The 25278-nt window shown below is 51.0% G+C and carries 31 protein-coding genes and 1 tRNA gene; 22 read left to right on the top strand and 10 right to left on the bottom strand.

The features are described from left to right. Nucleotides 1-233: 233 nt before the first annotated feature. Nucleotides 234-734 carry an SOS-induced cell division inhibitor SulA gene (sulA, locus tag ABU190_RS09195; RefSeq protein ID WP_271850920.1) on the bottom strand — a complete coding sequence of 167 codons (501 nt, stop codon included), beginning with the start codon at nt 732-734 and terminating at the stop codon, nt 234-236. Between the two features lie 218 nt (nt 735-952). Here sulA and ABU190_RS09190 point away from each other — a divergent pair, with 218 nt between their 5' ends. After that, complete coding sequence (locus ABU190_RS09190) at nt 953-1573, top strand: TfoX/Sxy family DNA transformation protein (RefSeq protein ID WP_296438532.1); 621 nt, start codon at nt 953-955, stop codon at nt 1571-1573. Here ABU190_RS09190 and yccS read toward each other — a convergent pair. Together yccS and ABU190_RS09180 are read right to left on the bottom strand one after the other, a co-directional pair. Then, nucleotides 1570-3699, bottom strand: coding sequence for a YccS family putative transporter (yccS, locus tag ABU190_RS09185; RefSeq protein ID WP_296438534.1), 2130 nt, complete (start codon nt 3697-3699; stop codon nt 1570-1572). The genes ABU190_RS09190 and yccS overlap by 4 nt on opposite strands. 16 nt (nt 3700-3715) lie before the next feature. Beyond that, nucleotides 3716-4162 (bottom strand): YccF domain-containing protein, encoded by a 447-nt coding sequence (locus ABU190_RS09180; protein ID WP_354691119.1) that lies wholly within the window; start codon nt 4160-4162, stop codon nt 3716-3718. A 123-nt stretch (nt 4163-4285) separates the two neighbouring features. Between ABU190_RS09180 and helD the strand changes: the two genes are divergently transcribed. After that, nucleotides 4286-6340, top strand: coding sequence for a DNA helicase IV (gene helD / locus ABU190_RS09175; protein WP_354691118.1), 2055 nt, complete (start codon nt 4286-4288; stop codon nt 6338-6340). A gap of 29 nt (nt 6341-6369) precedes the next feature. Here helD and mgsA read toward each other — a convergent pair whose 3' ends face one another. Both mgsA and ABU190_RS09165 read right to left on the bottom strand, forming a co-directional pair. Further along, nucleotides 6370-6828 (bottom strand): methylglyoxal synthase, encoded by a 459-nt coding sequence (gene mgsA / locus ABU190_RS09170; RefSeq protein WP_039078592.1) that lies wholly within the window; start codon nt 6826-6828, stop codon nt 6370-6372. Between the two features lie 111 nt (nt 6829-6939). Continuing rightward, complete coding sequence (locus ABU190_RS09165; RefSeq protein WP_354691117.1) at nt 6940-7602, bottom strand: DUF2057 family protein; 663 nt, start codon at nt 7600-7602, stop codon at nt 6940-6942. 153 nt (nt 7603-7755) lie between these two features. Here ABU190_RS09165 and ABU190_RS09160 point away from each other — a divergent pair, with 153 nt between their 5' ends. Then, nucleotides 7756-8169, top strand: coding sequence for a CoA-binding protein (locus ABU190_RS09160; protein WP_039078761.1), 414 nt, complete (start codon nt 7756-7758; stop codon nt 8167-8169). A gap of 25 nt (nt 8170-8194) precedes the next feature. Here the strand turns inward: ABU190_RS09160 and hspQ are convergent, their stop codons facing one another. Continuing rightward, nucleotides 8195-8512 (bottom strand): heat shock protein HspQ, encoded by a 318-nt coding sequence (gene hspQ, locus ABU190_RS09155; protein ID WP_039078594.1) that lies wholly within the window; start codon nt 8510-8512, stop codon nt 8195-8197. Between the two features lie 61 nt (nt 8513-8573). Next, a complete protein-coding gene (gene rlmI, locus ABU190_RS09150) occupies nt 8574-9785 on the bottom strand; it encodes a 23S rRNA (cytosine(1962)-C(5))-methyltransferase RlmI (RefSeq protein WP_354691116.1) in 1212 nt (403 codons plus the stop codon). A gap of 209 nt (nt 9786-9994) precedes the next feature. Between rlmI and ABU190_RS09145 the strand changes: the two genes are divergently transcribed. Genes ABU190_RS09145 through yccX form a run of 3 tightly spaced genes read left to right on the top strand, consistent with a single transcriptional unit; the run spans nt 9995 to nt 11698 of the window. Beyond that, nucleotides 9995-10549 carry a kinase inhibitor gene (locus ABU190_RS09145; RefSeq protein ID WP_354691115.1) on the top strand — a complete coding sequence of 185 codons (555 nt, stop codon included), beginning with the start codon at nt 9995-9997 and terminating at the stop codon, nt 10547-10549. 10 nt (nt 10550-10559) lie between these two features. Next, nucleotides 10560-11348 carry a helix-turn-helix transcriptional regulator gene (locus ABU190_RS09140; protein ID WP_354691114.1) on the top strand — a complete coding sequence of 263 codons (789 nt, stop codon included), beginning with the start codon at nt 10560-10562 and terminating at the stop codon, nt 11346-11348. Nucleotides 11349-11404: 56 nt separating this feature from the next. Further along, nucleotides 11405-11698 carry an acylphosphatase gene (yccX, locus tag ABU190_RS09135; protein ID WP_354691113.1) on the top strand — a complete coding sequence of 98 codons (294 nt, stop codon included), beginning with the start codon at nt 11405-11407 and terminating at the stop codon, nt 11696-11698. Here yccX and tusE read toward each other — a convergent pair. After that, nucleotides 11695-12021: a sulfurtransferase TusE gene (gene tusE, locus ABU190_RS09130; RefSeq protein WP_039078598.1), complete on the bottom strand. Its 327-nt coding sequence runs from the start codon at nt 12019-12021 to the stop codon at nt 11695-11697. The genes yccX and tusE overlap by 4 nt on opposite strands. A gap of 91 nt (nt 12022-12112) precedes the next feature. Beyond that, a complete protein-coding gene (gene yccA / locus ABU190_RS09125) occupies nt 12113-12772 on the bottom strand; it encodes an FtsH protease modulator YccA (protein WP_039078599.1) in 660 nt (219 codons plus the stop codon). Between the two features lie 276 nt (nt 12773-13048). On the opposite strand from yccA, the gene ABU190_RS09120 reads away from it, so the two are divergent. Beyond that, entirely contained in the window at nt 13049-14677 is a 1629-nt protein-coding gene (locus ABU190_RS09120; RefSeq protein WP_354691112.1) for an ABC transporter substrate-binding protein, read from the top strand. 146 nt (nt 14678-14823) lie between these two features. After that, nucleotides 14824-14911: transfer RNA gene (locus ABU190_RS09115), tRNA-Ser, on the top strand. 851 nt (nt 14912-15762) lie between these two features. Here the strand turns inward: ABU190_RS09115 and ABU190_RS09110 are convergent. Further along, nucleotides 15763-16149, bottom strand: coding sequence for a helix-turn-helix domain-containing protein (locus ABU190_RS09110; protein ID WP_354691111.1), 387 nt, complete (start codon nt 16147-16149; stop codon nt 15763-15765). 81 nt (nt 16150-16230) lie between these two features. On the opposite strand from ABU190_RS09110, the gene ABU190_RS09105 reads away from it, so the two are divergent. From ABU190_RS09105 to ABU190_RS09040, 14 genes are all read left to right on the top strand, one after another. Beyond that, on the top strand, nt 16231-16437 hold the full coding sequence (locus ABU190_RS09105) for a Cro/CI family transcriptional regulator (protein WP_354691110.1): 207 nt from the start codon (nt 16231-16233) through the stop codon (nt 16435-16437). A gap of 189 nt (nt 16438-16626) precedes the next feature. Next, nucleotides 16627-16839 carry a hypothetical protein gene (locus ABU190_RS09100; RefSeq protein WP_354691109.1) on the top strand — a complete coding sequence of 71 codons (213 nt, stop codon included), beginning with the start codon at nt 16627-16629 and terminating at the stop codon, nt 16837-16839. A gap of 2 nt (nt 16840-16841) precedes the next feature. Beyond that, a complete protein-coding gene (locus ABU190_RS09095; RefSeq protein ID WP_354691108.1) occupies nt 16842-17828 on the top strand; it encodes a helix-turn-helix domain-containing protein in 987 nt (328 codons plus the stop codon). Next, on the top strand, nt 17825-19213 hold the full coding sequence (locus ABU190_RS09090) for a replicative DNA helicase (RefSeq protein WP_354691107.1): 1389 nt from the start codon (nt 17825-17827) through the stop codon (nt 19211-19213). Before ABU190_RS09095 ends, ABU190_RS09090 begins: the two co-directional genes overlap by 4 nt. A gap of 41 nt (nt 19214-19254) precedes the next feature. Beyond that, nucleotides 19255-19455 carry a hypothetical protein gene (locus ABU190_RS09085; RefSeq protein ID WP_354691211.1) on the top strand — a complete coding sequence of 67 codons (201 nt, stop codon included), beginning with the start codon at nt 19255-19257 and terminating at the stop codon, nt 19453-19455. A 433-nt stretch (nt 19456-19888) separates the two neighbouring features. After that, nucleotides 19889-20320 carry a DUF1367 family protein gene (locus tag ABU190_RS09080; RefSeq protein WP_354691106.1) on the top strand — a complete coding sequence of 144 codons (432 nt, stop codon included), beginning with the start codon at nt 19889-19891 and terminating at the stop codon, nt 20318-20320. After that, on the top strand, nt 20317-20499 hold the full coding sequence (locus tag ABU190_RS09075; protein WP_354691105.1) for a nuclease domain-containing protein: 183 nt from the start codon (nt 20317-20319) through the stop codon (nt 20497-20499). Before ABU190_RS09080 ends, ABU190_RS09075 begins: the two co-directional genes overlap by 4 nt. Continuing rightward, entirely contained in the window at nt 20496-21311 is an 816-nt protein-coding gene (locus tag ABU190_RS09070; protein ID WP_354691104.1) for an antitermination protein, read from the top strand. The genes ABU190_RS09075 and ABU190_RS09070 overlap by 4 nt, the downstream gene beginning before the upstream one ends. 492 nt (nt 21312-21803) lie before the next feature. Then, nucleotides 21804-22103 carry a phage holin family protein gene (locus ABU190_RS09065; protein WP_143348910.1) on the top strand — a complete coding sequence of 100 codons (300 nt, stop codon included), beginning with the start codon at nt 21804-21806 and terminating at the stop codon, nt 22101-22103. Beyond that, the gene (locus ABU190_RS09060; RefSeq protein ID WP_354691103.1) at nt 22100-22729 is read left to right on the top strand and encodes a glycoside hydrolase family 19 protein; all 630 of its coding nucleotides are present in this window, start codon (nt 22100-22102) and stop codon (nt 22727-22729) included. Before ABU190_RS09065 ends, ABU190_RS09060 begins: the two co-directional genes overlap by 4 nt. After that, nucleotides 22726-22941 (top strand): hypothetical protein, encoded by a 216-nt coding sequence (locus ABU190_RS09055; protein ID WP_354691102.1) that lies wholly within the window; start codon nt 22726-22728, stop codon nt 22939-22941. Before ABU190_RS09060 ends, ABU190_RS09055 begins: the two co-directional genes overlap by 4 nt. Further along, nucleotides 22941-23201, top strand: coding sequence for a hypothetical protein (locus tag ABU190_RS09050; protein ID WP_354691206.1), 261 nt, complete (start codon nt 22941-22943; stop codon nt 23199-23201). The genes ABU190_RS09055 and ABU190_RS09050 overlap by 1 nt, the downstream gene beginning before the upstream one ends. 195 nt (nt 23202-23396) lie before the next feature. Next, on the top strand, nt 23397-24251 hold the full coding sequence (locus ABU190_RS09045) for a cell envelope biogenesis protein OmpA (RefSeq protein ID WP_354691101.1): 855 nt from the start codon (nt 23397-23399) through the stop codon (nt 24249-24251). 477 nt (nt 24252-24728) lie between these two features. Further along, on the top strand, nt 24729-25277 hold the full coding sequence (locus tag ABU190_RS09040; RefSeq protein ID WP_354691100.1) for a hypothetical protein: 549 nt from the start codon (nt 24729-24731) through the stop codon (nt 25275-25277). The last annotated feature ends 1 nt before the right edge of the window (nt 25278 follow it).

Below are 25278 nucleotides of genomic sequence, written 5' to 3'. Positions count from 1 at the left end.
CACCCCTGGCGATGTAAAGTCTACAACGTAGTTGAAAACTTACAAGTGTGAAGTCCGTCAGGCATATGAAAAAAAAGGCTTTGTATACACAATATTTAACACTTTTGCGGAACTATTCGCCAGTTCAGTTGCCTTGCAAGTCGCCTGAACCGGGCGCTGGCGGCGTATTTCGCTGATTACACGGTAAACCTTGTCAGACAGAAAAATAATGCCAGGATTTATCTTAATTTTACTCAATGATACAAATTTGAGTGAATTTTTATCCCGGAATGCTGTCTCGCAGCGAGAGGATTACATTGTACTGGACGCATAACGAAGCCTATTGCATTCCCTTCTTCGGCTGCAATCGCCAGACGCTGGTGTTCTTCTTCGGTCAATTCTTCGGCATGCCAGCCAATCACAACGCTATAGTTGCCGGTACGTAACGCGCGAATCATCGATTCCAGCGTAAGGCAGGGGGAGAGCTGACTAATCTGCATAACTTTAGTCAGCGGCAGGCCTGCCGACAATACCCATTCACGGCTTAATTTTTGTTGCGGCGTTAACCAGAGCTGCCAGCGCGATTGTTGACCCAGTTGCTGTAATAACGGCAACAGCAGCAATTGTGTCATTCCGGGCTGATCTTCGCGATAAACAACCTCACTGATCAGACCCGTAGAAGCCTCAATGGCCTCCGCGTTGTGTGCGGAAAGAAATTGTGTTGAACGATTTGCACGGCTTAATGAATGGTACATGATCAACCCAGCCCTGTTAGTTACTGTATAAACATACAGTAACCCCTGAACGTTCAAAGATCAACCTCATTTTCTGAAAGCATCTCGCAATTTTGTCTTGTATTGCGATGAAGCCGTAAAATTTTCTTGCTGAGTTGCGCGCACTTGCCTATGTTCCTCAGTAGTGGATCGGTTAACAGAATTAATGTTTTTACTCCATGATTTACAAGGGAATAATCATGAAAAACATATCCTATCAAAGGATCTATCAGTCACGGGAATACCTCGCACCTTTGGGGAAAATTCGCTTTCGCGCGCATTTTGGTGGCTACAGCTTATCAATAGACAACACCGTGTTTGCGATGATTTCAGAGGGAGAGTTATACCTGCGTGCTTGTGAGGAGAGTGCGCAATATCGGGTAACACGAAGTTCACCCCTTCTGACAATCCAGAAGCGTGGCCGCGCTGTTTCGCTTAACTACTATTTTGTTGATGAGCATCTCTGGCGTGACTTGCCAACATTGTTGCGGCTTTCATCACAATCGCTCGCGGCGGCCCGGGAGGAAAAAGCGGCGCGAGATACGCCTCATCGGCTTAAGGATCTACCAAACATAAGCTTTCAACTTGAGATGATGCTTTTTGATGCAGGGATACCAGACGAACGTATGCTGCGGCGTTTGGGCGCTAAAGCGTGTTGGTTGCGTTTGAAGGCGTTGAACAAACACATGGGCATCAAGGTGCTGCTGGGGCTGGAAGGTGCGATCATTGGTCTGCATGAAGCCGCGCTCCCGGCGTTGAGACGCCAGGAGTTAATCGACTGGTACCACGAGGTGGGTCAGAAAAAAAACCAGGATCATTAAGTCATGATCTGCCGCTGTAAACGGCACATCTCTGGCAAAAGGGCGATAAGCAGACCTATTTGTTGCAATACAAGGGGTTCTTTGCTGTCAGGTCGCGGCTCAAGATGCTTAATTCGTCGCGACAAATCTGCCAGTGTTAACTGTACGCGCTCTTCATCAGCAGGCTGGTGATGAAGGGCGTCATCAACATAGCAGACTGCATCATCCAATAAGCGAAGGATGGCCGGATGAGTAAGCTGTTCGCGATGCGCGCCAAGAGCAGAGATATAGCTGGTACAGGTATGATTCAGGCAAAGTAATCGAAATGCCACCTCACGCAGTTCAGGTGTCGCACCGGGTTCCGATGCCATATTCGAGACCACCGACGCCAGTTCGGCATCTCTGTTATAGGCGTTTCTGCGGGCAATACGGTAGGCCAGACGGTTATCACGACCCTGATGATATTGTTCGAGAATTGCGTCCAGATAACGGCAGTTGGCATTGAATGCCTGCTCGGTTACGCGTGCCAAATTGCGAAAACGCCAGTCTGGCCAGATAAAACTTACCGCAGCCCAGGCGATGGCGCATCCGATGATTGTGTCAATAACTCGCGGCATGGCGACTTCAAAACCTTCGCCGAGCAAATTAAAGCAGAGCAGCACCAGTAAGGTGATGAACATGGTGGCCTGTGCGTATTGTACAAGACGAAAGGCGAAAAAAAGCACACCGGTAACAACAATCAGTATCAGTTGCCCCTCCAGGGAGGGAACAAAATAAAGGACGGGGAGACCGAGGGCGATACCTGCAATAGTTCCGACGATACGCAGCGTAAGACGGTGGCGCGTGGCGTTGTAGTTAGGCTGGCAGACAAACAGGCTGGTGAGCAGAATCCAGTATCCGTGGTGCAGACCGGTAATTTGGATGATGGCGTAGCCCGCACACAGCACAACAGACATCCGCACGGCATGGCGAAACAGTGCCGACTCCGGCGTAAGGTTGTTGCGTAAACGCAGCCAGATATCGCTCAATCCATGCAGGCTGTCATCTGCCAGTAAGTTTTCCGTTTCGTTTTTCTGCGCAGTTTGCGGTTGTCCGGACTCGATACTCGCCAGTTGTGCGTCGATGGCACGGAGATTATCGAGTAAGAAACCCAACGCTTTCAGTTGATCAGACGACGTTGTACCGCTGGCTCGAATGCGATCTAGCGCAGCATCTAGATGTATAAATGCGCGCTCGAAACGGTGATCATGCTGATAAGGTGTGCGAAGCAGGATGGCGTTAGCGAGCCTGGAACAGGCCTGGGATTGCAAAGTAATCAACCGCTGAAAACGGAACATCACGTCGCTGTAGCGAAAATGTTCCCGCAGTGTCTGGTACTGTATATGCGAAGAGCTGGCACGTTCATGAATATCCTGTGCGGCAAAATAGTAGTGCAGCGTACGCCGCGTTCCTCGCTGTCCGCGATCGCCCCGCAGGCGGGTCAATAATGACGCCTTGGTCTGGTTTAGTGTTGACACCAACTGCCCGTTAGCCAGCGCCAGCTCATAAAGCGGGGCCTGGCTTTCCTCCTCTATATCCGGATCGAACAGTCGCGCTTTGAGTTCCAGGTATTGGGATAACTGCTCGTAGCAGCGCGCCAGATTATCCTGCAGCGGACGGATGGGAAAAACGAGGTGCCCGACCAGCGTCAGCACGTTAAACCAGATGGCGCCTGCCAGCAATAAAAGTGGCTGCTGATACCATGCGGTATATAACGTGGTGCCAAGCATGGTGTAGATGGCGATAAGCAATGCGCCGAACGCAATGGTGGCGTAGCGTTGCCCCAGCCCTCCCAACAAAATAAACCCAATGGTCGACGTGATAAGCCCAATGGCAAATAACCAGGGCCAGGGAAACAGAAGCTCGACCGATGCCGAGGCGATAAAAAAAGAAATCAGGGTAATGATTAAATTACGTAGACGGCCGGTCAGACGATCATCGAGATCCGCCAGCGCCGCGGCAACAACGCCCAGTGTTAAAGGGATCGTTAGTTTCGCGTCGCCAAGCAGCCACGGCAATGCCGCCGTTCCGCTTAACGCAAGAAAGATACGGATGTTGTAAAGCCAGGCACTATTCCAGGTGTACCGGCGAAGGAGGGGGCTTAGCATAGTATTCGTGACTCGTTTACGGGAAACGACGGCGAGCATTGGCTTCGCGCGCGGCACGGGCCACTTCAACCGACACAACACGGCGGCCAACCGGCCATAAGGCGATTGCCGCAATTTTAAAATTGGCGATACCGACCGGGATGCCGATGATGGTCATGCACTGGGCAATACCGGCCATAATGTGCATCACGCAGAGCCACCAGCCAAACAGCACGAACCAGAGAATATTGAGCATGGTCCCACCAGCATTCATGAGGGTATTTTTACTGTCAGGGTTCAGCTCATCGACATGCACAGCTTCGTTGCCCCAGGGGATCAGCGACAATTTAGTGATTTCCCAACAGGAGCGCGTAAGCGGCAGGGTAATAACCAATGCAACACTCAAAATCGTTGTTAATAGCCAGCCGAGTGTGGTGGCAAAACCGCCAAGGACAAAGTTCAATATATTCAGAACGGTACGCATATTACCTCAATGCTATTCTGTCAGGGAATTGACCTGACAATTGTAACGATTTTTTTGGCTGGAGCACGTATTCTCTGGCGGTTAAACTGGCAATCACAGTCATAAGCTGAAAAAGGATGTGTGATGGAACTAAAAGCGACTTCATTGGGAAAGCGGCTGGCGCAGCATCCATATGATCGAGTAGTCATCCTCAATGCGGGCGTGAAGGTTTCAGGTGATCGACATGAATACCTTATTCCCTTTAATCAGCTGCTGGCAATTGAGTGCAAGCGCGGCCTGGTATGGGGCGAGCTGGAATTTGTTCTGGCAGATAATAAAGTCGTTCGTTTGCACGGGACTGAATGGAATGAAACACAGCGCTTTTATCAGCATCTGAATGAACGCTGGGTGGCGTGGAGCACCGAGATGAGCGAGGTGGCTGCGGGGGTGCTCTCCGAACAACTCGCTGACATTTCCGGACGTATGGATCAGGAAAAATGGCTCACTCGCGCGCAGCTTAAAGGTGTTCAGCAACAGCTCCACAAGGCGTTCGATGCGTTGCCTGTTCCTACCAGCCGCCTTGACTCTTTTGCTAACTGTCGGGACCTGTGGCGGCAATGTCAGGCCTGGTTAAAAGATACAGAGGCTGGACGCGCCAAACACAATCAGGACTGGACCGACAAAATGCTGGTCCAGTACGAGGCCTTTTTTAAAAATATCGAAAGTTCTCCGCTCAACCCGGCGCAGGCAAGGGCGGTGGTCAATGGTGAAAACGCGCTGCTGGTGCTCGCCGGGGCAGGCAGTGGAAAAACCTCGGTGTTGGTGGCTCGCGCAGGCTGGCTGCTGCTGCGCGGCGAAGCATCAGCGGATCAGATCCTGCTGTTGGCCTTTGGTCGAAAAGCCGCGCAAGAGATGGATGAGCGTATTCGTGAGCGGTTGCATACGGATGACATCACTGCACGTACGTTTCATGCGCTGGCGTTATACATCATCCAGCAGGGTGGAAAAAAAGCGCCGGAAATTAGCAAACTTGAGAGCGACACCAGCGCACGACAAACGTTATTGCTTAAAGCCTGGCAAACTCAGTGCGCAGAGAAAAAGGCGCAGGCTAAAGGCTGGCGACAGTGGCTGGAAGAGGAGCTGCAGTGGCAGGTTCCGGAAGGCAACTTCTGGGACGATGAGAAACTGCGGCGTCGGATGGGGCCCCGGTTGGATCGCTGGGTCAGCCTGATGCGTATGCATGGTGGCAGTCAGACTGAAATGATTGATGCGGCGCCGGAAGAGGTACGCACGCTGTTCAGCAAGCGGGTCAAACTGATGGCACCCCTGCTGAAAGCCTGGAAAACCGCGCTCAAAGCGGAAAACGCCGTCGATTTTTCCGGATTGATTCATCAGGCGATTAACGTGCTGGATAAAGGGCGTTTTGTCAGCCCCTGGAAGCATATCCTGGTGGATGAGTTTCAGGACATCTCGCCGCAACGCGCCGCGCTGCTGGCAGCATTACGGCGGCAGAATTCACAAACCACTTTGTTTGCGGTGGGTGATGACTGGCAGGCTATTTACCGTTTCAGCGGCGCGCAACTCTCGCTGACCACGGCGTTTCATGACTATTTTGGCGAAGGCGATCTGTGCGCGCTGGATACAACCTATCGTTTCAATACGCGCATTGGTGAAGTCGCCAATGGATTTATCCAGCAGAATCCGCACCAGCTCAATAAACCTCTTAACAGCCTGAGCGCCGGCGATAAAAACGCGGTGACATTATTGGCGGCGGACCAACTGGATGCGCTTCTCGATAAGCTCAGCGGCTACGCTACCCAGGAGGATCGTATTCTGGTGCTGGCGCGTTATCACCATGGTAAGCCCGCCAGCCTTGAGAAAGCCGCCACGCGCTGGCCAAAACTGCAGCTCGATTTTATGACCATTCATGCCAGTAAAGGTCAGCAGGCGGAATATGTCATTGTGCTGGGGTTACACGAAGGGCAGGACGGTTTCCCGGCCCCCGCCCGTGAGTCCATTATGGAGGAGGCGCTGTTGCCGGTACCGGAAGATTTTCCTGATGCCGAAGAGCGCCGCTTGTTGTATGTCGCTATCACTCGAGCACGTAAACGCGTCTGGCTGCTGTTTGATAAAGACAACCCGTCGCGATTCGTTGAGGCGCTCAGGCAGCTTAATGTGCCGGTGGCGAGGAAACCCTGAGAGCAGGCGGCATCAGCCGCCCGCACAGACTATTTCAGACGTTCAGCGAGGTAGCGCTGGTAATCCGGGATCAGGATTTCGACGCTTTCTGCGAAACCGGGAGACTGGATGATGAAATCAGCAGTGGAAAGGTTCGTGGCGACCGGAATATTCCACACGGTCGCCAGACGCAGCAACGCCTTAACATCCGGGTCGTGCGGCACTGCGTTCAGCGGATCCCAGAAGAAAATCAGCACATCAATTTTGCCTTCCGAAATGAGCGCCCCAACCTGCTGATCACCCCCCATCGGGCCGCTTAGCATGGCATTCACTTCAAGACCAGTAGCCCGCTGAATCAGGTTCCCGGTTGTCCCGGTGGCATAGAGAACGTGGTTAGCCAGTTTTGGCTGATGGCGTTCAACCCATGTCATCAGCATCTGCTTGCAATGGTCATGCGCAACCAGTGCGATGTGCTTACGCACGGGTAAGGAGCGTGTTGTCAGTTCCATAATCCGATTCCGTCAAAGTATTTTCGCTACAGATTACTGGAAGCGCCTGATGCTGCAAGAGAATGGCGTAAAAAATTATGCGCGAATGCGCGCAATGTTAACTGGCGCGGATCATGACGGGGGTTGTTGCTTAATCCATTGCATAAAACGGTCACGGGTTTGCGGGTCGGCCTGTTGGTACCAGAACCTCAGGCGCTGTTCTGTGAGGGTTTGCGATTGTGTCTGCGGGGTATCCAGTTCTGAAACGCCAGAGAGTAAGGTGCTGTCATCGGCCATCGTCTTCGCAAATTTGGGTAGCGAAGCATATTTCCCCGCTTTGTTGTAATGCTCTGTCTCACGTTCATAGTCAATGACTTTCCCGTTTGCACTGATCTCAAGGATATCGAGTTTTACCGGAATCGGTGTGGCGTTGCCATCCAGTAGAGCCAGATGCGGCGTGGCGTTAAACGCCTCGGCTGCCTTTTGCGTGTCTATAGGGGGAAGGTTGAAGTTGACCTGGCTGATGCGCTGCGTATCGAAGGTGGCAATCAACGGTACGGAAATAAATAGCCGGGATTCGTGGTTGCCGGGCTCCATATTTTTTTCAACCCGGAAAACCACCTGATGAACGCCGTTTTCCAGTTCTATACTTTCCGCGCCGCGAAGCAGTGAGCTGGACACCTTTTTACCATCAAGAACCAACAGGTCGATATCGCCAGACAGACGAAGCGACGTGGCCAGTACATTAACCGGTATCAAACACGTGATAATGAATACTGTCCACCCGCACTTCATTGCACGCTCCTCTGTTCTCATTGCAAATTCACATTTCAATTTATTTATTAACTTATAGACATATAACCTGTTCTCGCACTCATACTTCTGTATGGGATACATGGTTGTAGCGCAATGTTTGACATACACTTTGGAAAACCGCTGGAGGAAACCATGAAAGAGACCGATATCGCCGAGATCCTGAAATCGACACGTACCATCGCGTTGGTGGGGGCGAGTGACAAACCTGACCGGCCGAGTTACCGGGTCATGAAGTATTTGCTTGACCAGGGTTACCACGTTATTCCGGTATCACCGAAAGTAGCCGGTGCAACGCTTCTGGGGCAGCAAGGATATGCCACGCTGGCTGATGTGCCGGAAAAAGTGGATATGGTTGACGTATTTCGTAATTCCGAAGCGGCATGGGGCGTTGCCCAGGAAGCTATTGCCATCGGCGCGAAAACATTATGGATGCAGCTTGGCGTAATCAACGAACAGGCCGCCGTGCTGGCCAGTGAGGCGGGATTGAAGGTCGTGATGGACAGATGTCCGGCTATTGAAATCCCGCGGTTAGGACTCGCAAAATAAAAACACCCCGCATTGCGGGGTGTTGTCAGTTACGCAGGCGGGGTGCCTGCAGTTGCCTGCGGATCGTCCGCGCCAGCTCATCCATCGAAGGTTGTTCAGGATGTTCTTGCTGAATTTCACTGGTCAGTTGTGCTTCGGCCAGATAGGTGTGTACCGGCTGGCCGTCATCATCTTCCATCACCACATGGTACCAGGGCGCAGCCCGGAGTTCATCGTTAACCGCCAGCTCGTCGACTGACGGTTCGTCGAGTGAATACTCAGGGTCAATATCCACCACTACGCCAAGATAGCCCAGCAGCGAGTGGCGAACCTGCTGACCAATACCGTATTTGCTGGCAATCATTGTCACCTCCCGGGAACCTGTATATGACCGCAGATATGCGGGCAAGGCTCCAAAAATCAAGTTACATGACGCGACAGGCAAACCCTTTAAGGTACAGTCCTTCCGGGTAGGGAGCGATCACCGGGTGATCGGCGGCCTGACGGAACTGCTCTATAAATTGTACATCACGGCCAGCATCTATTGCGGCGTCGGCGATGATTTTCTGAAATAAATCTGTGGTCATCAGGCCGGAGCAGGAGAAAGTCAGTAACACGCCGCCGGGGTTCAACAGTTGGATAGCGAGCATGTTGATATCCTTATAGCCACGACATGCGCCCTGAAGCTGACTCTTATTTTCTACGAATTTTGGTGGATCCATGACGATGACATCAAACGTCTCGCCCTGATCGCGATATTTGCGTAACAGTTTGAAAACGTCATCACGAATGAACTCAGCCTTGCTGAGGTCAAGCTTGTTTAACTCAACGTTCTTTTTGGCAACGTCCAGCGCTTCCTGGGAGGTATCCACACTCACCACCTGACGGCAATTGCCCATCAGAGCGGACACGGCGAAACCACCCGTATAAGAGAAACAGTTAAGGACGCGCTTGTCGGCAACGTAACGGCGGGTTGCCAGGCGGCTGTCGCGTTGATCGAGGTAATAGCCGGTTTTGTGGCCGGCCTTAATGTCGACATACAGCTTCATGCCATTTTCCTGGATTGGCAGCAGATCAGGCGGCAACTCTCCCACAACCGGACCCTGCGCGAGCGCCAGCCCCTCTTTTTTACGTACCGCAACATCGCTGCGATCGTAGATGGAGCATTGCGGGTAGAGTGTCTGCAGCGCAGAGATAATGGCAGCGCGCTGATATTCAGCACCAGCGCTAAGCAATTGCAGTACCAGGAAATTACCGAAGCGGTCAATGGTAACGCCCGGTAAACCATCGGATTCACCTGCAATCAGACGGTAACTGTCCAGCCCGTCGCGCTCTGCCAGCCAGTCACGCCATTGCTGTGCCTGCTGCAGGCGGCGGGTAAAAAACGCGATGTCGATGAGCTCGTCTTTGTCGAAAGTCCAGACGCGAGCGCGAATTTGCGATTCCGGCGAAAAGGCGCCGCGCGCCAGCCATTTACCCTGCGCATCGACAATGTCGATAGTCTCACCGGGACGGGCTTTTCCTTCCATACGGCTTACGGCGCCGGAGAACACCCAGGGATGGCGGCGCAGCAAGGACTTCTCGCGCCCTTTGGCTAACACTAAACGGGGAAACCTTGCACTTGTAGATTCGGTCATACCGGGGAACCTCTGACGAACGTCAATATTAACCGGGGGATATCGGCCCGGCTCTTGATAATTAAACGGCGCGTAGGGTAGCACACATGTCCGGGCCAGGCACCCGCCTGATGGGGTGAGCGTTTCGGCACAAAAACAAAACGTTCAGGCACAACGTCTGCGCACGCTAAATCTTAAATTGTATTTCTCAACATCAACGAGGAAATACAATGAAAAAAATCACCTTCACCGTCTTAATTTTTTTGGCCGCCGGGAGCGTTAATGCCTTCGCGGCTGAGACGTTTAGCCTCAGCAGTGCGGATATTCAGAACCATCGTTTAACAGAACAACAGGTTTTTGCGGGATTTGGTTGTCATGGCGGCAATACATCTCCGCAACTGGGCTGGCATAATCCACCAGCAGGAACCAAAAGTTTTGCGATAACCGTTTATGATCCCTCAGCCCCGACGGGAAGCGGCTGGTGGCACTGGACGGTGGTGAACATACCGGTGAAAACACAAACACTCCCAACGGGCGCGGGAGATGAAAAGAGCCCTATGTTGCCTGACGGGGCAGTTCAGGGGCGAAACGATTATGGCTATGCGGGCTTTGGGGGGGCATGTCCTCCTGTCGGCGATAAACCGCATCCGTATCAATTCACCGTATGGGCACTGAGTACTGATAAACTGCCCATCGATAGCAATGCAAGTGGTGCTCTGGTTGGCTATATGCTCAACAGTAATGTCATTGCAAAAGCGAGTTTCACAGCAACCTACGGAAGATAAAGGTGACACGGTGCAGAAAGTCCAGTTTCAGCATAAAACGTTAACGGCGGCAGAAGTCCGTTCGAACCATCTGCATCGTCTGCATCGTGTAAAGCTTTTCAGTGCTGCCATTTGCCATATTACTCAGGGAAGCAAAGTTATTATTCAGGAAGATAATCGGGTTGTCGCGACACCTGATGAGCTTATTATTGTTCCGGCAAATACCTCTCTCGAAATCATTAATCAGCCAGTACATGGCCAGTTTCACTCCGATTTATTAGTATTATCGCCCGATCTGCTCACAGAGTTTAAAACACAATATGTACGCGATTTCCCTGCCGCCAGGCCTGTGTCCGTATGCGCTCCTCTAAGTCATGATCTGGCATTTATGTGGGACAATTTATTGCATGCGGTTCGCCATGATTTTCCGGAAAAATTACAAAAACATCAGGCGATGGGGCTTTTGTTAGCACTGCTTGAAGAGGGGGTTGCGGGTCCACTTCTGATTGAGCGTCGTTATAGTCTGACCGAGCAGGTGCGACAAATTGTCATGTTATCTCCCGCAAAAAACTGGAGTGTGCAAGAGATAGCAGGGCAACTTGCTATTGGCGAATCCACTTTACGCAGACGGCTTAAAGATGAGTTTCAAAGTTACCGGCAAATTGTCGAAGAGGTTCGCATGTCGCTTGCCTTGTCACAGCTACAATCCACTACCTTGCCTATTGGCGAAATAGCTTCACGCTGTGGGTATCTTTCGGGTTCGCGTTTTACTGCCAGGTTCCGCGAGCATTATGGATGTTTACCTAAAACTGTACGCTGATGATTAACGTTTCTACTATTAAAAGAGAGACTAATTCTGCGTGTGAGGTGGTGGTTATGGCGAACGAGACAACATCGAATTGCGTAATATGCTGGGTTCATGGCATGGTCCAGGGCGTCGGGTTTCGTTATAGCACGCAACGTGAGGCGCAGCGTCTGGGGGTAACCGGTTACGCGCGCAATATGGACGACGGCAGTGTAGAGGTTGTCGCTTGTGGCGATAACGAGAAAGTGGAGCAACTCATTACCTGGCTGAAAGCCGGTGGACCGCGCAGCGCCAGGGTTGAAAAGGTCTTAACAGAGCCTCATCAACCCGGCAGAGAATGGACGAATTTTGGGATTCGCTATTAAATGCACTTTACCGGTTTTGGCAGGCCGGCAATTTTTGTTGCCTGCTTTGCCGGTCCTTTCGGGAAGAGGCGATACAGATAACGACTGTTGCCTTTTTCTTCACCAAATTTGTTAGCCATCGCTTTTACAAGCATGCGAATGGCGGGCGACGTATTGAATTCCAGATAAAACTCGCGCACAAAGCGCACCACTTCCCAGTGTTCTTCTGCGAGGGTGATACCTTCATTTTCGGCAATCGCCGACGCCAGTGCTTCATTCCACAGAGTCGTGTCTTTCAGATAGCCTTCGCTATCGGTTTCAATTTCTTTACCGTCAAAGATCATGGTCGTTCGCAAGGTGAGTCAATAACGCGGGGAGTGTAGCAAAAAACAAAGCCCCGCATAAGCGGGGCCCTGGTAATGCACGATGACGCGATTAGTCGCGGCTGGCGAAGCCCAGAATGCTCAGCAGGCTTACAAAGATGTTGTAAAGCGACACATACAGGCTCACGGTTGCGCGAATATAGTTGGTTTCGCCGCCGTGAATGATGTTGCTGGTTTCAAACAGGATTGCGCCTGAGGAAATCAGGATGAACACTGCGCTAATAGCTAAATGCAGCGCCGGAAGTTGCAGGAAGATATTGGCAACCATCCCGACCAGCACAATCACAATACCGGCCATCAGCATACCGCCGAGGAAGGACATGTCTTTGCGCGTTGTCAGCACATATGCTGAGCAGCAGAAGAACACCAGTGCGGTCCCCCCGAGCGCCAGGCCGATGATATCGCCCATGCCCGCAGACAGGTAAGCGTTCAGGATTGGTCCCAGGATGTAACCCAGGAAGCCGGTAAAAGCGAAGGCCGAAAAAATACCCGCTGGTGAGTTCGCCGTTTTATAGGTCAGGAACATCAGGCCGTACATCCCAACCAGCGTCAGAATTAAGCCCGGAGAGGGCAGCATCAGCACGGTGCTTGCGGTTGCCGTGATGGCGGAAAAAGCCAGCGTCAGGCTCAGTAAGAAATAGGTATTGCGCAGCACTTTATGGGTGCTAAGCAACGATGAACGGTCGCGCGAAGAGGTAATAATACGATCCATGAGGCACTCTCTTTTAACATAACAGATGTCATTAAATGTCGAGGATAGGAAATCCCCGTTTCCTTACAAAGTTGTTTTACCCATCTTTACTCAAAAAGCAAGCAAATCCATTTGGTTAAATATGCTTCAAATGCTCAAAAATTAAGCATAAGCGCGCATTTGAAGAAAATAACCATACCAGTGTCTTATATGTCACTGAAAAATATTGCTCTGATGACTTGAGCGCGCTAAGAAAGAAGTCGCGTCGTCATCAGGAATATAATCAGGGCAAAAAAGATGAAATCACGATATTTTACCCGTATTACCCTAAGCGCCTTAGCGTTAGGCATTATGAGCGCCTCCGCGTCGTTAAGCGCGGCGACAGTTCCCGCAGGAACTGAGTTGGCGGCCCAGCAGGAGCTGGTGCGTAACAATGGTAGCGAACCTGCGTCTCTCGATCCGCATAAAGTAGAAAGCGATGTCGAATTCGGGATTATCAGAGATTTATTCGATGGACTTGTTGCGGTAAAAAAAGATGGCTCTGTTGAGCCTCGTCTCGCGCAATCATGGGAAAACAAAGACAACACGGTATGGGTGTTTCATTTGCGCCCTGACGTGACATGGTCTGATGGCACGGCCATTACGGCAAAAGATTTCGTCTGGAGCTGGCAGCGACTCGTCGATCCGAAAACCGTGTCTCCCTATGCCAGCTACCCCGGCAACATGCATATAGAAAATGCCGCCGACATTGCTCTTGGAAAAAAAGCGCCCGAGACACTGGGTGTCAAGGCGCTGGATGATAATACCCTGGAGGTTCGCCTGACGCAGCCGACGGCGGCTTTCCTCGCTATGCTGGGGCATCCGGCAATGGTGCCGGTCGATAAAATACTGATCAACCGCTTTGGCGAAAAATGGACCAAGCCTGAACATATTGTTACCAGCGGCGCCTACAAACTTAGCGACTGGGTAGTCAATGAGCGTATCGTCGCGGTACGCAATACGCGCTACTGGGATAATAGCGCGACGGTCGTCAATAAAGTGACGTATCTGCCCATCTCTTCTGAAACCGCCGATGTAAACCGTTATAAAGCCGGTGAGATAGATATCACCTATACCGTGCCGGTAAATCAGTTTGCCCAGTTGAAAAAGACGCTCGGCGATCAGGTCAACGTTTCGCCGTTGCTGGCGACCTATTACTACGAATTCAATACCACTAAAGCACCGTTCAACGATCCGCGCGTACGTCGGGCGCTCAATATGGCGCTGGATAAAGATATTATTGCCGATAAGGTGATGGGGCAGGGGCAGCGTCCTGCCTGGTTAATCAGCCAGCCAGAAATTGGTGGAGTAACTTTATCCGCACCGGATTACGCCGCCTGGCCACAGGAACAACGGATTGCAGAAGCGAAGCGATTGCTCAATGAAGCCGGGTTTAATGAGGCGCATCCACTGTCGTTTAATCTGCTTTATAACACCATGGAGACCCATCAGCGCATCGCGATTGCCGTTAGTTCGATGTGGAAGAAAAACCTGGGAGTAGAGGCAAAGCTGCAAAACCAGGAGTGGAAAACGATGCTTGATGCCATGCATACCGGTCATTTTGATCTGGTTCGCTATGCCTGGAATGCCGACTATGATGATGCCGCAACCTTTTTGAATAACTTCCGTACAGGCGATAGCGAGAATACCTCGCAGTACAGTAATCCGGCTTACGATGACGCATTACGAAATGCTGCCAAAGCAAGCAATCTCGCCGAGCGAAGCAAATATTACCAGCAGGCGGAAGATTTCCTGGGGCAAGATGTTCCGGCGATCCCGGTTTACCATTATGTCCGCGTGCATCTTGTGAAGCCGTGGGTCGGCGGGTTTGACCCGGACAGGCTCGGGTATTATTTAACGAAGGATATGTACATCAAAAAACATTGAGGTGCTGTCGCCATAAAAAAACGGCTGTAAAATGGTCAGTGTGTTGTTATTTCAGGCGATTAACACACATTTGGCTGTTTTTCAGGCATATGAACATTTCAGGGCTTTACAGATGCATCGGGGATGTTTATAGTGCGCCTCATTCCGGAAGTGTGGCCGAGCGGTTGAAGGCACCGGTCTTGAAAACCGGCGACCCGAAAGGGTTCCAGAGTTCGAATCTCTGCGCTTCCGCCAGATTAAACAAGGGCTTACCATTAGGTAAGCCCTTTGTTTTTGAGGCGAAGAATAAAAAGACTTTTCGAGAAGAATAGCTCACCCCGCCATTTGCCTTAACAGTGATTTTCCCCAATAACCGCGCGATCACGTCTCAGACTGCTTTGCACTCTTCGGTTGTAGTTCAGCGCCTGACTTTCTGTTTTGGCCTGCTGAATCAAACTCCCCTTATCAGACACCTGCATCCAGCCCATCAGCTTGCCGCGTCAACTTTTTGGACTCAAATAATGCGTTAAAACTGATCATGGTCTTTCCTCAATTGATGGATTTGCGCTGGTCAGGCGCGGCTAAAACGGGATGTGGCACATGTCTTGCGGCATCGGACTGCACATATCCGTCATGGAGACCATAAGCTTGTTTCTGGCGTGCGGGTTTAAATACAGATGAGTTGAAAGCGTGGTGGTGTGCGCTTCCATAGCGACTCCTGTGATATACTTTCAGCCGGGCCACGGCATAGTCGTTGGTCTTTCCTCGGCGCGGGATTGGTCTCCCGTTGCCACTACCCGATGGATTGGTCTCCGCTCGGGGTAAAAGAGCCCACTTCGGTGGGCTTTTTTACATCTTCAAGGTTGTGGTGTCAGGTGCTTATCTTCTGATTGCTGTCAGTGCAACTGCAATTCACTCCGGATCTTACCTCGGATCCTTTGTCTGTCTTTCCAGACTGTCAGAACGTTTTACTGAACAACTGCCGCGTGGTTAGTGCGTTGTTGGTATGATTAATTTAGATACATCTAACACTTTATGCAACTTTAAAATTAGATAAAACGAACATTGCGAGTAAAGATAAAGTTATGTGATTGAAAAATAACTAATTATTTATTGTTTCTTGCTTTGAGCAATTCTTCGAACAACCGATTGAACTCTGCCACTTTTTCACGCAAGTCGGACAAATGTCGCTCTTTTTCAGACTCGGGAAGGGATGCGAATAGCGATAACAGCTCTTTTTCACTCTCGTTTAGCTGATTTTGCGGGGGAATGGGGTCGCCGGGGGCGCTGTTTTCGTCGCCGTAAAGAATCCATGTAGGTGAGCATTGCAGGGCCGAACTAAGGGAAAAGAGGTTCTTGCCCCCCGGTTCACTATCTCCAGTTTCCCATTGTGAAATAGTAACATGCGCGACTTTAACCAGCTTGGCTAACGCCCTCTGGGTAAGATTCAATTCTTTTCTGCGCGCTCTAATGCGCTCACCTGGCATCGTCATAGTTAGATAATTCTAAATTCCCTTGACTTCGTTATCTCGAACACCTAGTTTGTTAGGAAAATCTAACAAACGGGAGGAGACATGTTAACAAGAGAAGCGATCAACCATTTCGGTAGTAAGAAAAAGCTTGCTGAGGCCGCCGGTGTGAAAGCACCGACCGTATATGCATGGGGTGAGTTGGTGCCAGAAGGTAAGGCCGCTCGATTAGCGCTGATCACAGAAGGGATTTTGAAATATGACCCTGAGGCTTACAAAAATCGCAGCCATTCAACCCATGATGCAGCTTAGCAACAGGAGCTGGCAGACTGGGAATGACCGCCCAGTATTTGATCTGCGTGGCAATTAAAAAATTTGCGGCAGCGATTGTTGCGCTGCTGTTCGATGCGAGAGGCCGACCGCAGCACGTTGCATGCGCCTTACAGACCCAGTAGGAAACACAGCGCCTGACCAGCGTTTAACTGTGCCGAGGAAAGACCAATGCAAACACAATGTCTTACATGGCTTAATGGCTTTCGCCTGAATGCTGAGCCGGTATTTATTTCTGACGAAGAGGAAATTTATGCGGTGCAGATTTACGCGGAAAACCAGGACGCCCCTGGATCGCGAAAAGCTGAAACTCGTAGACAACGCCTGTCTACAGCTAATGATGAACACGTGGGCCGATACCAGGCTGAATTGTTGGGGATCTAACGATGAGCATGACGCTAACAGCCCGCGCCATGAGCATTAAAACGGGCAACCCAATTCGTAAACTGGTCCTTATCAAGCTGGCTGATAACGCCAACGACAACGGTGAATGCTGGCCGTCGTACCAACATATTGCCGATCACTGTGAATGCAGTCGTAGTGCCGTGCGCGAACATGTTGAAGCCCTGATTGAAATGGGCTTACTACAAAAATTTAATCGTCCAGGCGTTAAAAATGGAAAGGGCAATGCATCAAACATTTATACGTTAAATCTTGATAAACCTGTGCCGCGAAAAAGCATACCCCCTGTGCCACAAGAAGACACAGGTATGCCGCCAGGAAGCACTCCCCCTATGCCAGCTGGTGGCACCAGAATCGGTCACTATTCTGAATCATCCATTGATCCAAAAGATCCCCCTTATCCCCAGCAGGAGGAGGATATGGGAATTCACGCTGACGCTCAAAAAGCCCTGGACTACTACAACGCCAAAACAGAGACCCGCTGCCGTGACATGAAACCGTTCGTTGTATTGCTGACACCGACAAGCACCCGGACAGCATATAGCCTGGACGACATCAGACTGGTTATTCGCTGGGTGCTGGCAACCTGGAATCGACGCGGTAGCGGCTTACCAAAACCGGTGAATATTTGCCGCGTGAACCGGTTCGATGGATATATCGCTGACGCTGAAAAATGGGCCATTACTGAGGCAAACATTGACCCGGCGGCTGTCATGGAGGGTTTCAATCAAATTTTTGCCGGGCTTATGCCGATAGCAGAACTGGACGCCGACCGTCGTCGCTCAATTATCCGTCTGGCTGCGCACATGAAAAACCAGACAACCGGGGCATTCCTGGGTTACTTCGAGAGATTCCGTGAAACCGCTTCTGATTTTTATTTCGGTGGTGAACACGACGACGGCTGGCGTGCCAGCTTTGACTACCTAATGAAGCCTGAAACGCTCCGCAAAACACGTGAGGGGGCACTGTGACGCCGCAGGAACTGGAATCAATCGTGCTGGCCGGGCTGCTGAACGGCGGCGCAACGCCAGACGCGTTTGACGTTATAGCCACGACGCCAGACACGGCATTCAGCACTGGATTTTACCGCCGGGCATTTGCTGAGATAAAAAAACAGGCACTGACGGACGGCATGATCGACCTGCTGTTTGTGAGTGAGGCGCTGGGCGGGCAGGGGACCCTGGGTAACCTGGCGGAAATCTGCAAACAACCCGCTACTGTGCCGAACCTCAAGGGATACGCCGCAAAAATGGTTAAGGCATGGCGTAGTCGAGAAATGGCACGCTTGCTGCAGGATGGTGCTGACGGCATACGCAATGCCGTCAATCAGGACCAGCGTGACCAGATAACAGAGAACACTATCGCGCAGTTGCTGGATATGACCGCCGACACCGGCCATGTTCAGCCGGTGCACATCCAGGATCTGTTGCCGCGCTACATGAATACGGTTCAAAAACGGATAAATGGTGATGCTGAAACCCGCAATTTAATGACAGGTATAGAAGACCTGGATCGGGCGACAGGCGGCATTAACACCACCGATTTAGTGGTTGTTGCTGGCCGCCCGGGTATGGGCAAAACCGAATTCAGTCTGAACATTGTTCATGCGGTCTCCGGACGTGGCGGAGGCGCGCTGGTTTTCAGTATGGAAATGCATGCCGGGCAAATTGTTGAGCGTTCGATCGCGGGCACCGGGAATATGTCAGTTTCGCGCCTGCGTAATCCGAAAGATATGGAGGATGGGGACTGGGCGCAACTGACAAGCGCGCTGGAGCTACTGAATAACAGGGATATATGGATTGTTGATGCAACGGATCTCACCGTTGAGCAAATCCGGGCTATCGCCGAAACCCATAAACGGCGTTATCCGCATCTGTCCATGATCATGGTCGATTACATGGGCCTGATTAAAAAGCCCAAAGCCGAGCGTCACGATCTCGCCGTCGCGCACATTTCCCGAAGCCTGAAAACCATGGCGATGCGCCTGCATACCCCGGTATTTGCCCTGAGCCAGTTATCCCGCGCCGTGGACACGCGCCCGGCGGCACAGCGCCGTCCGGTCATGTCTGATCTTCGCGATTCTGGCTCTATCGAGCAGGACGCTGACAGCATTCTGTTTTTATACCGCGAGGACGTTTACACCCTGGATAAGCCACCAACTAACGTTGCGGAGGTCATCCTTGGAAAATCCCGCTTTAGCGCAGCCGGGACAGTGATTTATCAGGAATTTCGTAACGGGCATTTCCTGCCCATTGATCAGCATTGCGCAAGAGAGAAAACCCGCAGCCAACTGGAGGCAAGTCATCCTAAAAAGCCATACCGTTACGACCAGAAGTACAGCAAAGAAGCCTTTTAACCGCGCCTGACCAGCGCTATTGACCAAACCGAGGAAAGACGATGACCGCTATTATCTATGTTGATCGCACCAAATACGCCGACGACGGTTGCGACTGGACCCATGTCATTGTGTGGCACATGAAGGCCGGTGCACGCGCCCGCAGCCGCTCCGTGTTGGTTCCGGCACCGCCCCCGTTTGCTGCGCCACAGGTTACAACCACTCTGCCTGAGGTGTGTTCTGCTAAAGAAATCGCAGCCTGATGTCATAACCTGTCAGAAAATCATGATAAAACCGCCATCACAGGCGGTTTGTTAACCTTTTGGTAATAAAAGGAAATTTTGTAAATTTTCCAGAAATAGTGATCCTAAGTATTTGCACTACGGATGATTGGAGAGTATAAATACTGTTATTATATACAGTACTCTGAGGTGACACGTGATTGAAATTGAGGAGGTAACAGAGCAACTCCCAGCGGATGGACGTGTCCTTATAACGTGTAAAAACGGTGTTATCTGCAGCGTGCGCCAGGTGCACGAAAATGAATATGTGGCATCACTTAATGCTCTGATTGAAATAGCAAAAATGGCTGGTTACACGATCACTAAAAACGGGTGCGTTAAGGTATAAAATGTGGGCTGGCCTGAACAACCGGTAACCACTTACTGAACAACTGCTGCGTTAACGGGGGAACCGATGGCGCAGTATAGCTTTATCAAATCTACTGGCGGGGTATTAATTCCCGCTACACCCGACACACGGGCCTTTATCAATTCAAAGGTTAAACCGGGTGCTGTTTTGTATGCTGATTTCAGGCAAGCGCGTAACCCGGCGTTTCACCGGAAATTCTTTGCGCTCCTTAACCTGGGCTTTGATTACTGGCAGCCTGGCGGCGGTGCAATTTTTTCGGCCGATGAAAAGCTGCTTCGAGGTTATGTACAGCTCGTCGCACACCATGCCGGGCATGAGAAAACCCTTCTGCAATTAGCAGAGCAATATCTTCGCGAACAAGCCGGGATACGCGCCAGAAATAGCAGTCTGGTGAAATCCTTCGACGCGTTTCGGGCATTTCCCACACCGCAGGCCGCTGAAAACGCCGCCGCTCAGTTGCTGGATTACGCCGCATGAAAAAAATCGATCTCACCAAATACGTGTACGGGCGCGCACTCAACGTCCGCACTCCTGGTCTCTGTAATTTCAATCCCAGTACCGGCGCTCCGGCGCATTATCGCATCGCAGAAACCTTCGGCACGCCGAGGGGATTTTTCGCACTCAGTAAATCTGGAGAGAAGGGGTTTTTAAAATGAAACTGGAATCATCACTCAAACATTTTAGCCCTCAGGGTATGCAGATTAGCGACAGCATAAAAGGGACTTCTCCGGATCGTCTTACTGGTACTGATGTTAAAGCTGCCATGGGTACCACCAGCACACGGGCACGCTTTGGACTTGCCGCTTTTTTGGGTAAAGCTGGCGTTAGCAAATCTGATGAGCAACTGGCGGTGCAGATGCTGGTACGGCACGCAATGGAGATTGCACCGAAGAATGTCCGAAAGGCGGCTGGCGGGCAATTCTGTCATTGTATGTTGTTGCTGGCACAATTCGCTTTCGCGGATTACTCACGTTCGGCGGCAAGTGACGCAACCTGCTCCAGTTGCAATGGTACCGGAAAAACGACCAGGACGCAGGTCACACGCAAAGTCTCTTATCCGTGGGGAAAGGCGCCTTACTGGGCCAGCCGATCCCGCGCGGTTCATCCGTCCGACTGGGAAAAATGGACAGAGGTAACGGAGATTTTCCCGGTCAAATGCGAAGCCTGCGAGGGCAAAGGCCTACTAAGCGCCCGATGTCGCTGTGGCGGTAAAGGCGAGATACTCGACCGTAAGGCGACGAAAGAAAAGGGGGCTCCCGTGTTCAAAACATGCAAGCGTTGCAATGGCCATGGATTTTCGACTGTTTCTTCTGCAACGGTCCATCGCGCCATCCTGACGTATTTACCAGACCTTCATCAGTCGTCATGGTCACGCAACTGGAAGCCTTTCTTTGAAAGGCTAGTGGATACGCTTCATAAAGAAGAGAAACATGCTGCGTCAGAATTCGAGAAGGTGACCTCTTATTGATGCGCCCGGATAAATGACGATAACTTTTTGCATGACGCTGTTGACTTTGCATAAACGTGTCCTGTATGATTCTAATCATGCGTATTAACGCTCGTAAGAAATAAATTATAAAACCCTGCCTACTGGCGGGGTTTGCTGTTTTTGTGCATTGCTGTTTTTGTGCATTGAATGCCGTTGTTCAGCGTGGGGTTACAAACGCTGAACTGGCCTGAATAATTGATGCGCGACCGCAGGATGTAACGCGCATTCTGCACTTACACCATTCAACAAAAATCGCCACCCTTCAAAACGCGCTGGTGGCTCTCGGGCAAACCCTTGAGCTGAGCGCAGTGTAAAAATATTAACGTAAACAAAGGTTCGCTTCGGCGGGCCTTTTTCATTTCTGGCCTCGGGAATCGCACACAACCTTCACTTTTTACGAAAGAGCCCGAAGGCCAGATCTCTCTCATATAGCACCCCGACTCAATCGGAGGTGAATCTATGGCTAAGTGTATGCACGATAAAGAGGGTATTGCCGGGGTTACCTGGATTGTTCTGCTGGTCATTGCCGGCTGGGGCGGCCTGGTTCGCTATCTGATCGATATCAGACAAAACAAAGCAGCATGGAGTTGGGTAAACGCGTTAGCTCAAATGGTCGTCTCAGGTTTCACCGGTGTCATTGGTGGGTTAATTAGCATTGAAAGTGGCCTGAGTATTTACATGATTCTGGCTACTGCCGGAATTAGCGGCTCGATGGGATCGGTCGCACTGACGTATTTCTGGGAGCGGTTTACCGGGGTAAAAGTTCAATGAATCTCAATCAGTTCCAAAAGGCGGTCCCCATTGACGCCGGTTTAGCTTCGCGCTGGCTCCAGCCACTTAACGACGCGATGGCCGAGTTTGGCCTTACCAGCACAATCGACCAGGCAATGTTTATTGCCCAGGCCGGACATGAAAGCACCAGCTTTAGCGCGCTGGTGGAAAATTTTAACTACAGCGTTTCAGGTCTTGCGGGTTTTGTCCGTGCGGGGCGTATCACCCCGCAGCAGGCTCAGGCGCTCGGACGCAAGCCAGATGAGAAAGTTTTACCCGTAGAGCGTCAGCGCGCGATTGCCAACCTGGTTTACAGCAAGCGTTTTGGTAACACCGCTCCCGGTGATGGCTGGAAATTTCGGGGACGTGGACTGATTGGCATTACCTTCCTGAACAATTACCGGCGCTGTGGTGTCGCGTTGAAACTTGACCTTGTTACCTACCCTGAACTGCTGGAAGAAGATGTCAATGCCGCTCGATCAGCCGCATGGTTTTACGTCACTCTCGGCTGTCTGAAATATCCCGGCGACGTGGGTCGGGTCACGCAAATTATTAACGGCGGTCAGAACGGCATCAGTGACCGCCTTGATCGTTACAACCGCGCAATACGCGCATTGGGGGAATGATGGTTATCGAAAACTGGAAACAAAGCTGGAAGTTATTCAGCGTTCAGGCTCTTGCTGTCGCCGGGACAATTCCCGTTATCTGGTCACAATTACCCGATGACGTCAAAGCAATGATCCCTGCGAGCTGGATGGGGGCAATCACTGCGGTTGTGGCGGTGTGCGGCATCGTTGGTCACCTGGTAAAACAGCCTGCAGCTTCGGACCCGAAGTGATGGGCGCCCTGGAAGCCATTATCGGCGGCATTATCACTCTGGCCCTTCTTCTGTTTGGTACACACCGTGTCGGAAAGAGTCAGGGTAAGGCAGAAGCTCAGGCCAACGCGCAGGAGCAGACCGCTGCCGCTGCTATCGCCGCCACTAAACGCCGGGTTGAAGTCATCAAAGAGGCCAGCGATGTACAGCAGACTATTAACCATATGCCTGATGACGATATTGATCGGGAGCTGCGCGACAACTGGACCCGCAAAGGTTGACGTTATCGACACTGCCTGCGACTGGGCAAAGCCAGTCTACCTGACTTTAGAAGACATCCGGGTAATGGACCCGAACACAAAGAAAGACATCCTGATTCATAACAATTCCTGGCGTAGTCACTGCGCTGCTGAAACAGAATTCCCACCTCACTAAAAGAGATCACGGCCAGTATCATCCTGATCTAAGGAAACGTAATGAAAAAATGTATTTTTGCATTTATCTGCCTTTTGTCTTTATCTGCTCACGCTGAAAAATACCTGACTTATCCTGACTCCCCCGGTACTGCAGTGGGATTTGCTACTCAGGTTGTTTCGTATAATCCGGGGTCCGGTGCGTCGGGTAACTCGGCGCTGCCGAAAAGTGCGTTTGGTGCACCCGACGGTACTCTGGTCTCTTTAGGTAAATCAGGCAATATCGTTTTGCAGTTTGGGCCGAATGCGCTTAAAGCTGACGGCACCTCAGCTGCCGATCTGTATGTTTATGAAGGTGGCTGGTGGGATTCATTTGATGTCTATATTTCAACGGATAATGTCACGTACAAAAAACTGACCGCCACAACATCAGCGAAAGCCTCTGGCGGTACAGGCTCATGGCTGGGTTTCAATATTGATAGCCAGGTTGATCCTCTCCTTTCTTACCCGTACGTGAAAATTGTAGATACCAGTAACAGTTCTTCCGCTGTTACCGGAACTGACGGGGCGGATATTGATGGCGTTATGATTACCAGCGCCGTTTCTCCGGTAGGGAATTACGTCATGTACGATACGGATGCAGCAGACGGAACGGTATACAACCTTTATCAGGATGCAGATACCGGCGCAGTGGGCGTAAAGGTTATCGCGGCGAACAATACGGTTTCTTATATCCCGTTCTCCAGCGATGATACTCTCGAGCCGATCGCGTTGTCCGTACAGTCAGATCTGAATGGCGACGCTATGAAAGACATTAACGTACTGGTTAAACGTAAAGCGGATAATGCTCAACTGAATATTACCCGAGCGCGTGACGGCTCGCTTATTGGCGTTGTTGATAATTCAGTGACTAAATAAAACTTTGCATATTGCTGATATAGTCCACTCGTTAATTTTTTGAAGGCGTAGATATTATCGGCGATAAATTACATAAACGATTATCGGGATTTTTAACCGAGAATAGTTTCAGGCTTCGGTCACGGCTTAATGATTTTAAAAATAGAAGCTTGAAAGTCCGGAAGTTAATTCTATTAATTTCTTAAAATGATGTGAAAATATATGGGTGTGTGGGCGACATGCAGAGTAAGCCAATTACGGGAATATACAATGCTAACTGTCTGCAACCTTAAAATCATCTCTTGATATAGCGTCTCGTAATAGCGGGGCTTTTTATTGTGCGTCGCATATGCATTCCGAAGAAAGATTTATCCGTTGTGAGCCCTGTCGAGTTGTTAACTCCAGGCGGGTTTTGCCACCGACAGATTCAGATGCGGAATGAAGACAACTTTGCAGCCCATTCGCCGCAAGATATCCCTTTTATCGGAGGTGCCTTGATTGAGTAATGACAGTACAGAACCGGGGTACCTGACGCCCGTCGGCACGGACCCGGAGTATGACCAGGAACTGGAGCGGCAAATCAGCCGCTGGATCTGCGGCGTCACCGGGCTGGATGCCTCCCTGGTGTTCCCGCGTTGGACCGATCCACAATCATCTATCCCGAATGACGGAGCAACATGCGCATTGTTCGGAATAACCGTTCTGCCCGGTGACGCCATGCCAGCACTCGTGCAGGTCACTGACGAACAGAGCGAGCAATGGACCTGGGAACTGGTAACGGTGCAGGCCAGTTTCTATGGCCCACAAGGTTCTGCAATGGCGTCGCGTTTTCACGATGGCCTCTACATCGAACAGAACAACATCACGTTGCGGAGTGCAGCCGGGCTTTCGCTGGTGGAAGCAGGAAAAATTTCTAACGTTCCCGAATTAATTAACAACCAGTGGGTGCGCCGGTACGACATCAATGTGACGTTACAACGCAAAAACACCCGCAGTTTTAACATCAAAACTATCCAGTCCACACCTACATTATTTTACGGAGAGTAAG

Origin of the sequence: Phytobacter sp. RSE-02, assembly GCF_040578655.1 — a bacterium.
GTDB lineage: Bacteria > Pseudomonadota > Gammaproteobacteria > Enterobacterales > Enterobacteriaceae > Phytobacter > Phytobacter diazotrophicus.
The sequence above is the reverse complement of the archived record's forward strand: the minus strand, read 5'-3'. Positions and strand labels throughout refer to the sequence as shown.

Excerpts from the sequence above, each read along its gene's own strand:
- sulA (WP_271850920.1), bottom strand. The coding sequence starts at position 734 with ATGTACCATTCATTAAGCCGTGCAAATCGTTCAACACAATTTCTTTCC.
- ABU190_RS09190 (WP_296438532.1), top strand. The coding sequence starts at position 953 with ATGAAAAACATATCCTATCAAAGGATCTATCAGTCACGGGAATACCTC.
- yccS (WP_296438534.1), bottom strand. The coding sequence starts at position 3,699 with ATGCTAAGCCCCCTCCTTCGCCGGTACACCTGGAATAGTGCCTGGCTT.
- ABU190_RS09180 (WP_354691119.1), bottom strand. The coding sequence starts at position 4,162 with ATGCGTACCGTTCTGAATATATTGAACTTTGTCCTTGGCGGTTTTGCC.
- helD (WP_354691118.1), top strand. The coding sequence starts at position 4,286 with ATGGAACTAAAAGCGACTTCATTGGGAAAGCGGCTGGCGCAGCATCCA.
- mgsA (WP_039078592.1), bottom strand. The coding sequence starts at position 6,828 with ATGGAACTGACAACACGCTCCTTACCCGTGCGTAAGCACATCGCACTG.
- ABU190_RS09165 (WP_354691117.1), bottom strand. The coding sequence starts at position 7,602 with ATGAAGTGCGGGTGGACAGTATTCATTATCACGTGTTTGATACCGGTT.
- ABU190_RS09160 (WP_039078761.1), top strand. The coding sequence starts at position 7,756 with ATGAAAGAGACCGATATCGCCGAGATCCTGAAATCGACACGTACCATC.
- hspQ (WP_039078594.1), bottom strand. The coding sequence starts at position 8,512 with ATGATTGCCAGCAAATACGGTATTGGTCAGCAGGTTCGCCACTCGCTG.
- rlmI (WP_354691116.1), bottom strand. The coding sequence starts at position 9,785 with ATGACCGAATCTACAAGTGCAAGGTTTCCCCGTTTAGTGTTAGCCAAA.
- ABU190_RS09145 (WP_354691115.1), top strand. The coding sequence starts at position 9,995 with ATGAAAAAAATCACCTTCACCGTCTTAATTTTTTTGGCCGCCGGGAGC.
- yccX (WP_354691113.1), top strand. The coding sequence starts at position 11,405 with ATGGCGAACGAGACAACATCGAATTGCGTAATATGCTGGGTTCATGGC.
- tusE (WP_039078598.1), bottom strand. The coding sequence starts at position 12,021 with ATGATCTTTGACGGTAAAGAAATTGAAACCGATAGCGAAGGCTATCTG.
- yccA (WP_039078599.1), bottom strand. The coding sequence starts at position 12,772 with ATGGATCGTATTATTACCTCTTCGCGCGACCGTTCATCGTTGCTTAGC.
- ABU190_RS09120 (WP_354691112.1), top strand. The coding sequence starts at position 13,049 with ATGAAATCACGATATTTTACCCGTATTACCCTAAGCGCCTTAGCGTTA.
- ABU190_RS09110 (WP_354691111.1), bottom strand. The coding sequence starts at position 16,149 with ATGACGATGCCAGGTGAGCGCATTAGAGCGCGCAGAAAAGAATTGAAT.
- ABU190_RS09105 (WP_354691110.1), top strand. The coding sequence starts at position 16,231 with ATGTTAACAAGAGAAGCGATCAACCATTTCGGTAGTAAGAAAAAGCTT.
- ABU190_RS09100 (WP_354691109.1), top strand. The coding sequence starts at position 16,627 with ATGCAAACACAATGTCTTACATGGCTTAATGGCTTTCGCCTGAATGCT.
- ABU190_RS09095 (WP_354691108.1), top strand. The coding sequence starts at position 16,842 with ATGAGCATGACGCTAACAGCCCGCGCCATGAGCATTAAAACGGGCAAC.
- ABU190_RS09085 (WP_354691211.1), top strand. The coding sequence starts at position 19,255 with ATGACCGCTATTATCTATGTTGATCGCACCAAATACGCCGACGACGGT.
- ABU190_RS09080 (WP_354691106.1), top strand. The coding sequence starts at position 19,889 with ATGGCGCAGTATAGCTTTATCAAATCTACTGGCGGGGTATTAATTCCC.
- ABU190_RS09075 (WP_354691105.1), top strand. The coding sequence starts at position 20,317 with ATGAAAAAAATCGATCTCACCAAATACGTGTACGGGCGCGCACTCAAC.
- ABU190_RS09070 (WP_354691104.1), top strand. The coding sequence starts at position 20,496 with ATGAAACTGGAATCATCACTCAAACATTTTAGCCCTCAGGGTATGCAG.
- ABU190_RS09065 (WP_143348910.1), top strand. The coding sequence starts at position 21,804 with ATGCACGATAAAGAGGGTATTGCCGGGGTTACCTGGATTGTTCTGCTG.
- ABU190_RS09060 (WP_354691103.1), top strand. The coding sequence starts at position 22,100 with ATGAATCTCAATCAGTTCCAAAAGGCGGTCCCCATTGACGCCGGTTTA.
- ABU190_RS09055 (WP_354691102.1), top strand. The coding sequence starts at position 22,726 with ATGATGGTTATCGAAAACTGGAAACAAAGCTGGAAGTTATTCAGCGTT.
- ABU190_RS09050 (WP_354691206.1), top strand. The coding sequence starts at position 22,941 with ATGGGCGCCCTGGAAGCCATTATCGGCGGCATTATCACTCTGGCCCTT.
- ABU190_RS09045 (WP_354691101.1), top strand. The coding sequence starts at position 23,397 with ATGAAAAAATGTATTTTTGCATTTATCTGCCTTTTGTCTTTATCTGCT.